This is a genomic window from Permianibacter fluminis (assembly GCF_013179735.1).
In the GTDB taxonomy this organism is placed as follows: Bacteria; Pseudomonadota; Gammaproteobacteria; order Enterobacterales; family Permianibacteraceae; genus Permianibacter; species Permianibacter fluminis.
This window is the reverse complement of the sequence record NZ_JABMEG010000001.1, coordinates 1,235,549-1,249,785: the sequence shown is the minus strand read 5'-3', so window position 1 is coordinate 1,249,785 and position 14,237 is coordinate 1,235,549. Positions and strand designations below refer to the sequence as shown.

14 protein-coding genes are annotated in these 14,237 nt (G+C 58.7%); 7 read left to right on the top strand and 7 right to left on the bottom strand.

Translation table 11 applies throughout. From position 1 onward, the window contains the following. Position 1: 1 nt before the first annotated feature. Positions 2 to 853 carry a YicC/YloC family endoribonuclease gene (locus HPT27_RS05495; RefSeq protein WP_235950847.1) on the bottom strand — a complete coding sequence of 284 codons (852 nt, stop codon included), beginning with the start codon at positions 851 to 853 and terminating at the stop codon, positions 2 to 4. A gap of 344 nt (positions 854 to 1,197) precedes the next feature. Between HPT27_RS05495 and rph the strand changes: the two genes are divergently transcribed. The 4 genes from rph (at position 1,198) to HPT27_RS05475 (ending at position 3,267) form a co-directional block, all read left to right on the top strand. Then, positions 1,198 to 1,914: a ribonuclease PH gene (gene rph, locus HPT27_RS05490; protein WP_172240073.1), complete on the top strand. Its 717-nt coding sequence runs from the start codon at positions 1,198 to 1,200 to the stop codon at positions 1,912 to 1,914. A gap of 12 nt (positions 1,915 to 1,926) precedes the next feature. Further along, a complete protein-coding gene (locus HPT27_RS05485) occupies positions 1,927 to 2,268 on the top strand; it encodes a hypothetical protein (RefSeq protein ID WP_172240070.1) in 342 nt (113 codons plus the stop codon). Further along, entirely contained in the window at positions 2,265 to 2,897 is a 633-nt protein-coding gene (locus HPT27_RS05480; RefSeq protein WP_172245112.1) for a LysE family translocator, read from the top strand. The genes HPT27_RS05485 and HPT27_RS05480 overlap by 4 nt, the downstream gene beginning before the upstream one ends. A 61-nt stretch (positions 2,898 to 2,958) precedes the next feature. Further along, on the top strand, positions 2,959 to 3,267 hold the full coding sequence (locus tag HPT27_RS05475; RefSeq protein WP_172240067.1) for a hypothetical protein: 309 nt from the start codon (positions 2,959 to 2,961) through the stop codon (positions 3,265 to 3,267). 74 nt (positions 3,268 to 3,341) lie between these two features. On the opposite strand, the gene slyD is transcribed toward HPT27_RS05475, so the two are convergent. Beyond that, positions 3,342 to 3,875 carry a peptidylprolyl isomerase gene (gene slyD, locus HPT27_RS05470; protein ID WP_172240064.1) on the bottom strand — a complete coding sequence of 178 codons (534 nt, stop codon included), beginning with the start codon at positions 3,873 to 3,875 and terminating at the stop codon, positions 3,342 to 3,344. Positions 3,876 to 4,166: 291 nt separating this feature from the next. Here slyD and HPT27_RS05465 point away from each other — a divergent pair, with 291 nt between their 5' ends. Continuing rightward, positions 4,167 to 6,056: a M1 family metallopeptidase gene (locus HPT27_RS05465; RefSeq protein WP_172240061.1), complete on the top strand. Its 1,890-nt coding sequence runs from the start codon at positions 4,167 to 4,169 to the stop codon at positions 6,054 to 6,056. 61 nt (positions 6,057 to 6,117) lie between these two features. Here the strand turns inward: HPT27_RS05465 and HPT27_RS05460 are convergent, their stop codons facing one another. The 3 genes from HPT27_RS05460 to HPT27_RS05450 form a co-directional block, all read right to left on the bottom strand. Further along, entirely contained in the window at positions 6,118 to 6,813 is a 696-nt protein-coding gene (locus tag HPT27_RS05460; protein ID WP_172240058.1) for a hypothetical protein, read from the bottom strand. Between the two features lie 153 nt (positions 6,814 to 6,966). Further along, the gene (locus HPT27_RS05455; protein ID WP_172240055.1) at positions 6,967 to 7,554 is read right to left on the bottom strand and encodes a hypothetical protein; all 588 of its coding nucleotides are present in this window, start codon (positions 7,552 to 7,554) and stop codon (positions 6,967 to 6,969) included. Positions 7,555 to 7,622: 68 nt separating this feature from the next. Beyond that, on the bottom strand, positions 7,623 to 8,384 hold the full coding sequence (locus HPT27_RS05450; RefSeq protein ID WP_172240052.1) for an SDR family NAD(P)-dependent oxidoreductase: 762 nt from the start codon (positions 8,382 to 8,384) through the stop codon (positions 7,623 to 7,625). Positions 8,385 to 8,478: 94 nt separating this feature from the next. Between HPT27_RS05450 and HPT27_RS05445 the strand changes: the two genes are divergently transcribed. Next, positions 8,479 to 9,471, top strand: a complete 993-nt coding sequence (locus HPT27_RS05445) for a cation diffusion facilitator family transporter (RefSeq protein ID WP_172240049.1) — start codon at positions 8,479 to 8,481, stop codon at positions 9,469 to 9,471. Between the two features lie 325 nt (positions 9,472 to 9,796). Here HPT27_RS05445 and tdh read toward each other — a convergent pair whose 3' ends face one another. Further along, positions 9,797 to 10,822, bottom strand: coding sequence for an L-threonine 3-dehydrogenase (tdh, locus tag HPT27_RS05440; protein WP_172240046.1), 1,026 nt, complete (start codon positions 10,820 to 10,822; stop codon positions 9,797 to 9,799). Positions 10,823 to 11,162: 340 nt separating this feature from the next. Next, positions 11,163 to 12,359, bottom strand: a complete 1,197-nt coding sequence (locus HPT27_RS05435) for a glycine C-acetyltransferase (protein ID WP_172240043.1) — start codon at positions 12,357 to 12,359, stop codon at positions 11,163 to 11,165. Between the two features lie 168 nt (positions 12,360 to 12,527). Here HPT27_RS05435 and ggt point away from each other — a divergent pair, with 168 nt between their 5' ends. After that, positions 12,528 to 14,225 carry a gamma-glutamyltransferase gene (gene ggt / locus HPT27_RS05430; protein WP_172240040.1) on the top strand — a complete coding sequence of 566 codons (1,698 nt, stop codon included), beginning with the start codon at positions 12,528 to 12,530 and terminating at the stop codon, positions 14,223 to 14,225. The last annotated feature ends 12 nt before the right edge of the window (positions 14,226 to 14,237 follow it).

The window sequence follows — 14,237 nt, the reverse complement described above, 5'->3', positions numbered from 1 at the left end:
ATCACTCGATGTTTTGCACCTGTTCCCGCATTTGCTCGATATACACCTTCAACGACACCGATACGGCGGTGGTGGCGGTGCTGACTGATTTCGAGCCGAGCGTATTGGCTTCGCGGTGCAGTTCCTGGATCAGGAAGTCGAGTCGGCGGCCGATGGCGCCGCCTTCGTCGAGCAGGCGGTTGATTTCGTTGACGTGAGTGCTTAGCCGGTCCAGCTCTTCATCGACATCGATGCGCTGGGCGAACATGACCATTTCCTGTTCCAGCCGGGTCGGATCGAGTTCGACTTTCGCTTCGCTGAATTTGGCGAGCAATTTCTCGCGGGCTTTCTCTTTGATTTCTGGCAACAGCGCCCGCGCCTTGACCACTTCGGCGGCGATACCATCGAGCCGCTCTTTCAGCATGCGTTTGATCTGCTCGCCTTCGCGCGCGCGCATGGCCAGCAGATCGGTCAGCGCGCCATCGAACAGGGCCAGCGCTTCGGCTTGCAGTTGTTCGGCATCCGCATCGGCGGTTTGCAGCACGCCGGGCCAGCGCAGGATGTCGGCATGCGACAGCGATTTGCCGTCGACACCCATGGCATTCAGCCGGGCACTGAGTTGGCCGAGCTGGGTCACCAGCGTTTCATTGATCGCCGGCAGTTGCTGGGCAATGGCCGGTTCGTAACGCAACGAACAATCCAGCTTGCCGCGGGTGAGCCGCTGCTTGGCTTGATCGCGCAGCACGTGTTCCAGCGCCCGCATGGTGTCCGGCATCCGGAAAGACGGCTCCAGAAAACGCTGGTTCACCGAACGGATTTCCCAAGTGAAGCTGCCGAGGGTGCTGGTGGCTTCGCGGCGGGCGAAGGCGGTCATGCTGTGGATCATGGGTTACCGGGGGCAAACGGAAAGGGCGGTTAGTTTAGCAGCGTAGCGGATGGGAAGAACGGTTGCGGGTCGTTTGATTCCCCTCCTTACCAAGGGGGAGCCGGATAAAGCCCAATGCCAGTGCATTGGGCGCCGGCGCAGCGCCAATTGCTCTGCAATTGGCTGGGCGGGGTGAGGGGTGATTGCGGAGGCGGCAAGTGCGCCGTTCGCTTCGGATACGCCAAATCAGCCTGAGCTTAACCGCCCCCAGCCCCGCCTTAACAAGGCGGGGAGTTTCACGGTCGACCAGCCTATAATGCCCGCCTTCTCCGCTTCGATCTCCCGGATTCCCCATGCGCCCGAGCCAACGCACCCCGAACCAGCTGCGTCCCTACACCCTGACCCGCCAATTCACCCGCCACGCCGAAGGCTCGGTACTGGTCGAGTGCGGCGAGACCAAGGTGATTTGTACCGCCAGCGTGGTCGACGGCGTGCCGCGTTTTCTGAAAGGCAAAGGTCAGGGCTGGTTGACTGCTGAATACGGCATGTTGCCGCGCGCCACCCATGACCGGAATGATCGGGAAGCCGCCCGTGGCAAGCAGGGCGGCCGGACGCTGGAAATCCAGCGTCTGATCGGCCGCGCGCTGCGCAGTGCGGTCAATCTGGATCAGCTTGGCGAATTCACCATCACGCTCGACTGCGATGTGATCCAGGCCGACGGCGGCACCCGCTGTGCGTCCATCACCGGTGCCTGCGTCGCGCTGCACGACGCGATTCAGTGGATGCGCAAGGAAGGCAAAATCAAAACCAATCCGTTCAAGCACTGGGTGTCGGCAATCAGCGTCGGCATTTACCAAGGCGTGCCGGTGCTGGATCTGGATTACCCGGAAGACTCCGGCTGCGAAACCGACATGAACGTGGTGATGACTGAAACCGGTGGCTTTATCGAAGTGCAAGGCACCGCCGAAGGAGCGCCGTTTTCACCGGAACAGTTGAACGCATTGCTGGAACTCGCCAAGCAGGGTTGCCGCGAGTTGTTTGATATCCAGAAGACGGCGGTGAATCAATAGAATCGAGATGCCATGCCATCCTGGACCCCAATTTCTGAAACTGACCTGGCAACTCTGCTGAGTCAACAGTTAGAACTTTGCTCAAACGAACAACAAGCGCTGTTCGAGCGTCATCGCGTGACGCCGTATAAAGTCGCGATATCTCGCTTTGGCGATATTGAGTCGGTGTTTGTTGTTGCCGAGGTCGATTCACGCGTTATTTATTTTGAGGATGTTGAAGAGGGATTCGAACTTGATGTCATTGACTCGTCCGGCTTGATCCGGGGCAAGGGTTGCAGCCAATTTGAGCTACGTCATGTACTCGCACTGCTTCAAGACAACGACCTTCCCACTCTGGTAAACACCCCATGCTGATCGAATCATCAACCCTCGCCGCCTTCGCCCTGCTCTGTTTCGGTCTGGCGATTACGCCCGGCCCGAACATGATTTATCTGCTGTCGCGCTCGGCCAGTCAGGGCGCGAAAGCCGGACTGATTTCGCTGAGCGGTGTTGGCGTTGGTTTTCTGATTTACATGCTGCTGGCGGCGTTCGGCGTCAGCGCGCTGCTGCTGGCCGTGCCCTATGCCTACGATGCGCTGCGACTGACCGGCGCCGCGTATTTGGCCTATCTGGCCTGGCAGGCATTGAAGCCGGGCAGCACCAGCGGTTTGCAGTTGCGGGAATTGAATCCAGACTCGCCGCGCAAACTGTTCAGCATGGGCTTGCTGACCAATCTGCTGAACCCGAAAGCGGCGATGCTGTATCTGTCCTTGCTGCCGCAATTCATTCACGCCGAACGCGGCCAGGTGCTGGCACAAATGCTGTTGCTCGGTGGTCTGCAGATCGCCATCAGCATGACCGTCAATGGCAATCTGATCCTGATCGCCGGTCGCATTGCTGCGCTGTTGCAACAACGGCCACGCTTTGCCCAGCTGCAAAAATGGCTGATGGGTACGGTGCTGGGCGGGCTGGCTGTGCGGATGGCATTGGATAGTCGGCGCTGAGCCAGCTGCGATACGCGATTCACCAAGCAACAAATTGCCGGCCCATTCAGGAGTGCTCAAGGTGGCAAACGCAACATCGTTTGGTACTGCCTTTCGACAGAACTTGCTGATTGTTGTGATGCTCATCGGCCCGGTGGTGGCGTTGGGCTTGGTCCTTCGGCCGCTCGATTCGCTGTTCAAGCTTGTTGGAGTCTGCGCGCTGTTGCTGATCAGCGCGGCGACCGCCATCGCCTTGATCAATCGCAAGGCCAAAGCGGTGAAGTGCACAAGCTGCTCGACCGAGCTCTACGCGTTTCATGAACTGCATCAGCACATGAAGCACTGCCCGAACTGCGGCAGCCCGATAGCAAACGCCCTGCAAACTGATTGATCATTCGATGCAAACAAAAACGCCACCTCCCGGTGGCGTTTTTGTTTGGCGAAGCAGCGTTTGCCGCTCAGCGCTTAGTGGCAACCGCCACCGCAGCAATGCTCGCCGTCTTCTTCTTCGTCATCGTGGTGGTGGTGACCACCGGCGCCGTGCACGTGGCCGTGGGCCAGCTCTTCGGCGCTGGCGTCACGCACGTCGACGACTTCAACAGCGAAGTGCAGCTCAACGCCAGCCAGCTCGTGGTTGCCGTCAACGGTGATTTGGTCGCCATCGATATCGGTCACGGTGATGACCACCGGGCCGGTGCCGCCGGTTGCCTGGAATTGCATGCCGACCATGATGTCGTCGATGCCGCTGAACATGCTGCGCGGCAGCACTTGCACCAGCTCTTCGATGCGCTCGCCGTAGGCTTCGGCGGCCGGGATCACGGCGTCAAACTTGTCGCCGACGGCTTTGCCGTCCATCGCGCTTTCCAGACCCGGAATGATGTTGCCGCGGCCTTGGATGAAGGCCAGCGGTTGGTTGCCCTCGGAGCTGTCCAGCACGTTGCCGGCCTTGTCGCGCAGGGTGTAATGGATGCTGACGACCTTTTGATCGGCAATTTGCATGGGGAAGCTCCGGCAGCTGAGTGCGTGTCGTGATAACAAAAAAAGGGACTGGGCTTTTGGCCGGCGCGCATTTTACCCGTCCGGCCGCGACTCTGCCTGACTACTTTCTGGCCAGCCATCGGCTGAACGCTTGTCCCAGCTCTGGCTGCCGACTGGCACTATTGCAGGCCCCTTTCGGGGCGGGCCTGCCTCGACATCCGGCCGCCAGCTTCTTACCATGCCTGCCTCTTGTCGCGGGTTGGCTGTGGCCACCGCGATCTGCTGTCCCCTTAACCCGGACCGGACCTGCTGATGAAAGCCCTGTACTCCCTGTTGCTCGTACCGTTGTTTGCCGGTTTCACCGGCCTCGCCGCCAACCCGGCGACGGCTGCCGCCACCGACTCCGTGCGCGATGTGCACTCCTACGCCGAACCCGACAAGGTCACCACCCGCCATATCCATCTGGATCTGGATGTCGACTTCGCCGCGCACCAGCTGCGCGGCAGCGCGACCCTGTCGCTGCAACGGCTGGCGACGGCTTACGATCAGCTGGTGCTCGACACCCGCGCGCTGACCATCAGCAAAGTCGAAGCCGGCCGCGCCGGCGTGCTGCAGCCGACCACCTTCTCGCTCGATGCCGCTGACCCGATTCTCGGTAGCGCGCTGCGCATCACGCTGCCAAAAGACGCCGACACGGTAAAAATCAGTTACGCCAGCAGCCCGGAAGCCTCGGGTCTGCAATGGCTGACACCGGCGCAAACGGCCGGCAAGAAATATCCGTTCATGTTCTCGCAAGCGCAGGCCATTCACGCCCGCAGCTTCATTCCGCTGCAAGACACGCCGCAAGTCCGGGTGACCTACTCGGCGGTCATCCGCACGCCGAAAGATCTGCGCGCGGTGATGAGTGCCGATAACGACGCCAGTGTGGCCGCCACCGTCAGCGGCGCCACCAGCGAATACAAATTCAAGATGCCGCAGGCGATTCCGTCGTACCTGATCGCCATCGCCGCTGGCGATCTGGCCTTCAAACCGATGAGCGCACGCACCGGCGTCTGGGCCGAGCCGGTCACGCTCGATGCTGCGGTCAAAGAATTTGCCGACACCGAACAGATGGTGGTTGCCGCCGAAAAACTGTACGGCCCGTATGCCTGGGGTCGTTACGATTTGCTGATTCTGCCGCCGTCGTTCCCGTTTGGCGGCATGGAAAATCCGCGCCTGACCTTCGCGACCCCAACCGTCATTGCGGGTGACAAATCGCTGGTCAGCCTGATTGCCCATGAGCTTGCCCATTCCTGGTCCGGCAACCTGGTCACCAACGCCACCTGGCGCGATGCCTGGCTCAACGAAGGTTTCACCACCTACGTCGAAAACCGGATCATGGAAGAACTGTACGGCCGCGATCGCGCCGTGATGGAACAAGCGCTCGGCCGCGCCGATCTGCTGGAAGACTTCGCCAAGGTCGACGAGAAAGATCGCGTGCTGACCCCGGATCTGACCGGTCGCGATCCGGATGAAAACTTCAGCCGCATTCCGTACGAAAAAGGCGCGTCGCTGCTGTTCTATCTGGAAGACAAATACGGCCGCGACAAATTTGATGCCTTCATCAAAGGCTATTTCAATACCTTCAAGTTCAAGACCCTGACCACCGAACAGTTCCTGGCCTACGCCGAAAAAGAATTGCTCAACAAAAACCAGCGCGGCATCAAGCTGGCCAAGCTGAAAGAGTGGCTGTATCAACCGGGCCTGCCGAGCGACGCCACCCAACCGGAATCGCCAGCGTTCGCGAAAGTGGATGAGCAACTGCAAGCCTTCGTCACCGGCAAGAAAAAAGCCGCCGCGCTGCCGACCAAGCAATGGACCACCCACGAGTGGCTGCGCTTCCTCGACGGCCTGCCGGAAAAGCCGACCCTGGCACAAATGCAGGATCTCGATGCTGCATTCAAACTGACCCAGAACGGCAACAGTGAAATCGCCCACGCCTGGCTGCGCGCCGCGATCCGCGCCGATTACAAAGTTGCCTTCCCGCGCCTGGAGCAATACCTGATCCAGATCGGCCGCCGCAAACTGGTGATCCCGCTGTACAAACTGCTGGCGCAAACCCCGGCCAACAAAGCCTGGGCCATTGAAGTGTTCAAGAAAGCCGAGCCGGGTTATCACCCAATGACGATTGGTTCGGCGAAGAAAGAGCTGGGCTTGAACTGATTTATCCGCAGCAAACAAAAAGGCGACCGATGGTCGCCTTTTTGTTCACCACGAAAACACATCAATCCGCTATGTTAGTTTTACGCTTGCGTGACAAGCCCAATACGGAGAATGCGAGCAGCAATGCAGTTGTCGGCGCTGGTACCGGAATTGGCTCAGCCTCACCGCGGACAAGGAAACTACCAAAACTCGAGTCTGACTCATTACTGAAGGGATGGCCGCCAGTGAAATGCGCCTCACCGATTGCCGTCCAGCCTGGGATGAAAGACAAATCGATGTAATCGATTTTTCCGACCAGTGCGGAAAAAGGTTCGCCAACCGGGTGCGTTGCAAAACTGACGGCATTGCCAAAGAAATCCGTACCCACCAAGCCGGCAACACTGACACGACTGCCAGCGTCTATTGTGGGTCCCAACAGCAGCGCAAGCGCCAACGCTTCCGCCGGATGGGTATTGCCAACGTCGTAACCATCATCCGGAATTCCGGCATTGATGAAAAGCTGCAGCAGCTCTTGCTGGGTGGCAAAGCGGAAACCACGGCGCATCCAATCTCCGGTGCGAACCTGGTCAAACGATTGACCCGCCGTCAGATTGACATCCAGCCACTCCATGCCGGTTACCGTATCAAGGGTAATCCAGCCGTCACCGGAATCTGCTTGGAAATCTGTGCTGATCAGATTGGCATGCGCCTGTTGGGCCGCAAGGAAAACAGAAGTGGAAAGAACGACCTGCTTGAAAAAACGACCAAAAGCAAACATCAACATACTCCATTGAAAAACAGAATCCTTATGCGGCATTGCAGCAATCACGCCGTTATTGTCACACAAATCCTGCCGGATCAGCCAGCTCGACCCAAAACCGTTGAATCTCGTAGATCCCTCAGTGCTCGTACGGTGGTTGTTGTGGTGGAATCAGTAGCGGCTACGTTGGCTTGGCGCTTTGTTTGTGCCGGTTGGGAGCAGCGCTTCAATGTTGGCTTCCAATTCGCGCAGACGCTCGGCAATTTCAAAGCCGCTACAACCAAGATTGTCCTTGAACTGCCAGCTTTCGGTCGTGGCGGGGGTGGCGAAGATTTTTACTGCGTGGTCGGTGGCAAAGCTTGTGCAGATTGTTGCCCGACTGAGATCGCTCGGCAAATCGCGCGTCAGCTCACGCAATCGCTGATAGAGCGCGCTGAGCTGCGTCACCTGTGCATCGCTCATGCGACCTGCCATTGCAGGCTCATCACCGCGTATCAACTGATAGCTGCCATCGAGCAGCCAATGCAGCGTCAGGGGCTGACAGGGTTTGCCGCAACGATTCTGGTATTCAAAATGGGGCTGTGTGGTGCCGGCTACGGCACTCGGCTCGATCGGGTCAAGCATCGCCACTTTCTTTGGTGACAGGCTCGATGGTGCGCTGGTGCACGCGGTAATAAACAGCAGCACTAGTGATGCCCCGACGCGCGTACTGTTGCGCCATTTGCCATTTGCAGTGCTGTTGCGTGTTCGCTCAACCATCCTGACTTCTCCCTGGCAAGGAGGGGAACACTACAGCAGCTCACCTCCGGCGATGATTGCACTCCACGTTATTTCCGGTGCACCGCCAATGGCCCGTGGGCCTGACAGACCGGCATCACTTCGATACTGCTGATATTGACGTGTGCTGGCTGGGCGATGGCCCAATCAACGCACTCCGCGACATCGGCTGGCGTCAATGCCTCGGCGCCGGCATACACTTTCGCGGCTTTCTCGGCATCGCCTTTGAAACGTACCAGCGAGAATTCGCTGCCGCCGACCAAACCGGGTTCGATATTGGTGACACGCACGCCGGTGCCGAGCACATCGGCGCGGACATTGCGGGCAAACTGATCGACAAACGCCTTGCTGGCACCATAGGCATTGCCCCCCGGATACGCGTACGAGCCGGCGATGGAGCCCATCATCAGAATATGACCACGTCCGCGTTCGACCATGCCCGGCAAAATCAGGCGGGTCAGCAAAGCCAGTGCGGTGCAATTGGTATCGATCATCTGCTGCCAATCATCGAAGTCGGCTTTATGCGCAGGCTCCAGACCCAGCGCCAAGCCGGCGTTGTTGACCAGCACATCGACGGCTGCAAACTCGGCCGGAATCGCCGCGATGGCAGCGCGCAGCGCAGCCTGGTCACGAACATCCACAGCAATGATGTGACAGGGCACGTTCAGGCGCGCAGCGAGTGCCTGCAGGCGGTCAGCGCGGCGCGCCAACAGGACGAGTTTCATGCCGCGGACTGCGAGCCGTTCGGCGATGGCTTCACCGAAGCCGCTGGAGGCACCGGTGACGAGTGCAATGTGGTAGGGGGTTGCCATGAGGGATTCCAATCAGGGAAGACTGTCTTGCGACAAAACCGTGCCGCATAATGCTACGACGATTTGTAGCCACGCAAGGTAGTCTGCGCCCGTTATGGCCACCGAACCTGTCAATTCGCATTCCGCGCCGAATCATGGCCACCACTCGCACGGTCATGGCAATGATGCGGGCCATGGTTCGGCTCATGGTCATTCGCATGCGCCGGGTCACCATCACCATCATCACGCCGGCAGCAATATCGCGTTAGCGTTCTGGCTGAACCTGTCATTCACGATTATCGAGTTCATCGGCGGCTGGCTGACCAACAGTCTGGCGATCACCTCAGACGCGCTGCATGACCTGGGCGATAGCGTCGCGCTCGGCATGGCCTGGAAGCTTGAACACTACGCCGGCAAAGCCGCCAATGAGCGTTACTCCTACGGCCATCGCCGGTTCTCCCTGCTCGGTGCGCTAATCAATACCGTGGTGCTGATCGCCGGCGGCCTGTTCATTCTGTCGGAAGCGATTCCGCGCCTGCTGCATCCCGAAACGGTGCATGCACCCGGCATGCTTGCACTGGCGGTGCTGGGTGTGGCCGTCAACGGCTTCGCCGCGTTCCGGATGCGTCACGAACAAACATTGAATGCCAAGGTGCTGGCCTGGCATTTGTACGAAGATTTACTCGGCTGGGTCGCGGTGCTGATTGTCAGCGCAGTGATGATGGTCAAACCGATGCCGATCCTAGATCCGATCCTGTCGGTGCTGATCACCCTGTATGTGTCGTACAACGTGGTCAAAAATCTGCGTCGGACCCTGGCGCTGTTTCTGCAGGCGGTGCCGGAAGAACTGAGCCTGCCGGAAATCGAGCAGCAACTCTGCGCCATTCCACAGGTGCTGTCTTGTCACCATACCCACTTGTGGTCACTGGATGGCGAACGCCATGTGCTGACCACGCATTTGATTGTGGCCGAAGCCACCGATATTCATCAGATAGGCACAATCAAGCAGGTGGTGCATGCGCTGGCACACCAGCATGGCTTGGCGCATACAACCATTGAGATTGAGCAGGAGGGTGTGCATTGCTCGATGGCCCAATTTCACACGTGATGGAAGTGCGAAATGAGGTCACTAATACACCTTCTCGTTTCGTTTTTGCTGGCCAGCGTATTTCTTGCCGTTTGGCTGATATTGGCAAATCACTTTCAATGGCCCCACTTCACTGGCTGGGGAATGGCACACGGCGGATTTATCGTGGCATTTCCGATCTGCTGGCTTGTCGCTCATCTTTTATTAAAGCTGCCGAGGTGGGGACGCAAAATTGGCGGCACATAAAAGGCGCACTGAAACAAGACCGAAAAACAAAGAGGCCCGCAGTGCGGGCCTCTTTGTTTCCAGAGCTAAAAAGTAAGTCAGTCGCTCTATCAGTGCAGGGTTATTCCCAACTGAGAATCACCTTACCCGAGTTACCCGATCCCATCGTCTCAAAGCCTTTCTGGAAATCAGCCACGTTGAATCGGTGAGTGATAATCGGCGTCAGGTCCAGGCCGGACTGGATCATCGCGACCATCTTGTACCAAGTCTCGTACATCTCGCGGCCGTAAATGCCTTTGATGATCAAACCTTTGAAAATCACCTGATTCCAATCCACTGCCGCTTCTGACGGTGGAATGCCGAGCATTGCAATTTTGCCGCCGTGGTTCATCGCTTCGAGCATGCCGCGGAACGCGGCCGGTACGCCGGACATTTCCAGACCCACATCAAAGCCTTCGGTCATGCCGAGCTCGTGCATGACGTCGGTGACTTTCTCTTTGCTGACGTTGACCGCGCGGGTGGCGCCCATTTTCTTGGCGAGATCGAGCCGGTATTCATTGACGTCGGTGATGACGATATGACGGGCGCCAACATGACGGCAAATCGCGACCGCCATGATGCCGATCGGGCCGGCGCCGGTGATCAGCACGTCTTCACCGACCAGATCAAACGACAGCGCGGTGTGGGTGGCATTGCCGAACGGATCAAAAATGGCGGCGATGTCATCCGGAATGTCATCCGGGATCGGGAAGGCGTTTTCAGCCGGAATCACCAGATATTCGGCAAACGCGCCCGGACGGTTGACGCCAACACCGGTGGTGTTGCGGCACAGGTGACGGCGACCGGCGCGGCAGTTGCGGCAATGACCGCAAACCAGATGGCCTTCACCAGAAACGCGCTGGCCAATTTTCAGGCCTTTGACTTCGCTGCCCATGCCGGCAACCACGCCGACGTATTCGTGGCCGACCGTCATCGGCACCGGGATGGTTTTCTGCGACCACTCATCCCATTTGTAGATGTGCATGTCGGTGCCGCAGATGGCGGTCTTCTTGATTTTGATCAGCACATCGTTAGGACCGACATCCGGCTTGGCGGCATCCACCATCCAGATACCCGGTTCGGATTTTACTTTGGCGAGCGTTTTCATTTTGCGTTACCTCTTCGCGTGCCGCAGCACGGCGATTCCTCGTAGGGTGACTCAAGCGGAGCGGAGCCACCGATTGCTTCGATATCGCTGGCGGATCCGGCGCTGCGCGCCTTGATCCGCCCTACCGGTCGTATTGTCAGCTATTTGCGCGGCTATCACCCCACCCTAGCCCGTCCAGACATCAGCAGAACTGATGTCGCTCGGACGGCAGATTCGTCAACTTTGACGAATCTGAATTCCCGTTCTCACCCCCTTGGCAGGGGAGGGAACCGTTCAGCTCCTCCCCCTGCCAAGGGGGCGGCTGGGAGGGGGTGATTGCCGCCCCAATATCAGATTCTCGTTACTTAATCACACCGAGTTCACGGCCCACTTTGGCAAACGCCGCGACCGCTTTGTCGATGTGGTGCAGCTCGTGCGCCGCGGACATTTGCGTTCGGATACGCGCCGCGCCTTTCGGCACCACCGGGAAGGAAAAGCCAATCACATAGATGCCTTCCTTCAGCATCCGATTGGCGAATTCCTTGGCCAGTGCAGCATCACCAAGCATGACCGGCACGATGGGATGGTCGGCACCCGCCAGGGTGAAGCCAAGCGCGCTCATCTTGTCGCGGAAATGCGCGGCATTGCGCCGCAGCTTGTTGCGCAGGGCGTCGCCGCCTTCGAGCAGCTCGAGACAGCGGATAGTGGCGGCAGCGATGGCCGGCATCAGCGTATTGGAGAACAGATACGGCCGCGAGCGGTTGCGCAGCCAGTCGATCACTTCTTTTTTGCCGGAGGTGTAACCACCGCTGGCACCGCCGAGCGCTTTACCGAGCGTGCCGGTGATGATATCGACCCGATCCATCACGCCGCAGAACTCGTGGGTGCCGCGACCGCGTTCGCCAATAAAACCGACCGCATGCGAATCGTCGACCATGACCATGGCGTTGTATTTGTCGGCCAGATCGCAGATGCCTTTCAGGTTGGCGATAATGCCATCCATCGAGAACACGCCGTCAGTGGCGATCAGTTTGAACCGTGCTCCGACGGCATCGGCTTCTTTCAGTTTGGCTTCCAGATCGGCCATGTCGTTGTTGTTGTAGCGGAAGCGCTTGGCTTTGCACAGCCGCACGCCATCGATGATTGATGCGTGGTTAAGTGCGTCGGAAATCACCGCGTCTTCTTCGCCGAGAATGGTTTCAAACAGGCCGCCGTTGGCATCAAAACAGGACGAGTACAGAATGGTGTCTTCGGTGCCAAGAAACTTCGACAGCCGCGCTTCCAGATCCTTGTGTATCGACTGGGTGCCGCAAATGAAACGCACCGAGGCCATGCCGTAGCCGTATTTGTCCAGTGCGGCTTTGCCGGCTTCGATCAACTGTTTGTTATTGGCCAGGCCCAGGTAATTGTTGGCGCAGAAATTGATGACGTTCTCGCCGGTGGTGACGTGAATGTCAGCGGTTTGTTGGCTGTCGATCACCCGCTCGTCTTTGTAGAGACCGGTGTCTTTCAGTTCCTGAATCTGGTTGCGGAGGTGTTGCAGAAATGCGTCACGCATGGTGGGGTTGCCGTCTCGACAAAAGGGCCGCTATGACCCGGAAAAGCCAATGGCCCGTGCAAAGCAGGGCCATTTCGGATGGGCGTATTGTAGCCGTTTGGACCTGTCTTGCCGACCGGACCAGCCGGGGTTAAGGTCGCTGCTCCCACCCTTTTCGTGCCTGCTGCCATGAAAGCTCTCCGTCTGCTCGCCCTCGCCGGCCTGCTGTCGACCACCGGCCACGCCGCCGACCGCGTTACCGGGGCCGCCTTTGCCACCCGTTCCGAAGTCATCGCCCAGCACGGCATGGTGGCGACCAGCCAGCCACTGGCGACCCAGATTGCGCTGGATGTCCTGAAGCAGGGCGGTAGCGCCGCCGATGCGGCCATTGCCGCCAATGCCGCGCTTGGCCTGATGGAGCCGACCGGCAACGGCATGGGTGGCGATTTGTTCGCCATGGTCTGGGATGCCAAAAGCAAAAAACTGTATGGCCTGAATGGTTCGGGCCGCAGCCCGAAGAGCCTGAGCCTGGCCCATTTTCAGCAGCTCGGCTTGAAAGCGATTCCGCCGCAGGGCCCGCTGCCGGTGTCGGTGCCCGGCGCCGTTGACGGCTGGTTCGAGCTACACAAAAAATTCGGCAAGCTGCCGATGAAAACGCTGCTGGCACCGGCTATCCACTATGCCCGTGACGGCTTTCCGGTCAGTGAACTGATTGCCTGGTACTGGCAGCGCAGCGCGCCGGTGTTGTCGAAGTGGCCGGGCTTCAAGGAACAGATGACGATCAACGGCCGCGGCCCGAACAAAGGCGAAATCTGGAAGAACCCGAACCTCGCCAACACGCTGGAGAAGATCGCCAAAGGCGGTCGCGATGCGTTCTACAAAGGCGAGATCGCCCGCAGCATCGACGCCTACATGAAAAAACACGGCGGCTTTCTGTCCTACGACGATCTGGCCAGCCACCACAGCGAATGGGTCGAACCGGTTTCGATCAATTATCGCGGTTACGACATCTGGGAACTGCCACCCAACAGTCAGGGCATCGCCGCCCTGCAAATGCTGCAGATTCTGAAAGCTTATGACTTCAGCAAGATTGCTTTCGGCTCGGCTGAACACGTGCATTTGTTTGTCGAGGCCAAGAAGCTGGCCTTTGCCGATCGGGCGAAATATTACGCCGACCCGGACTTTGTCAAAACGCCGGTCAAGTATTTGCTGAGCGAGGAGTACGCCGCCACCCGCCGCACTGCAATCCAGCCGGACAGCGCAATGCAGGCCGTCGATGCCGGTCACGCGCCACTCAATGACGGCGACACCATTTACCTGACCACAGCCGACAAAGACGGCAACATGGTCAGCCTGATCCAGAGCAATTATCGCGGCATGGGTTCCGGGATGACACCGGACGGGCTCGGTTTTGTCCTGCAGGATCGCGGCGAAATGTTTGTCTTGCAGGAAGGACACGCCAACAGCTTTGCGCCGGGCAAGCGGCCCTTCCAGACCATCATTCCCGCGTTCATCAGCAAGGACGGCAAACCTTGGGTGAGTTTCGGCGTCATGGGCGGCGCGATGCAACCGCAAGGTCATGTCCAGATCGTCATGAACCTGATCGATTTCGGCATGAATCTGCAGGAAGCCGGTGACGCGCCACGGATCTACCACGAAGCCTCGGTCGACGAACCCAACGGCGAGCCGATGCATGATGGTGGCATCACCTATCTGGAAACCGGCTTCCCTTACGAAACCATCCGCGAGCTGATGCGCAAACGCCATCAAGTGCAATTCAACAACGGCGGTTACGGCGGCTATCAGGCGATTTTGCGCGACGCACAAAATGCGACCTATGTCGGCGCATCCGAAGGCCGCAAGGACGGTCAGGCGGCCGGCTACTGAAGCAAAAAAAAT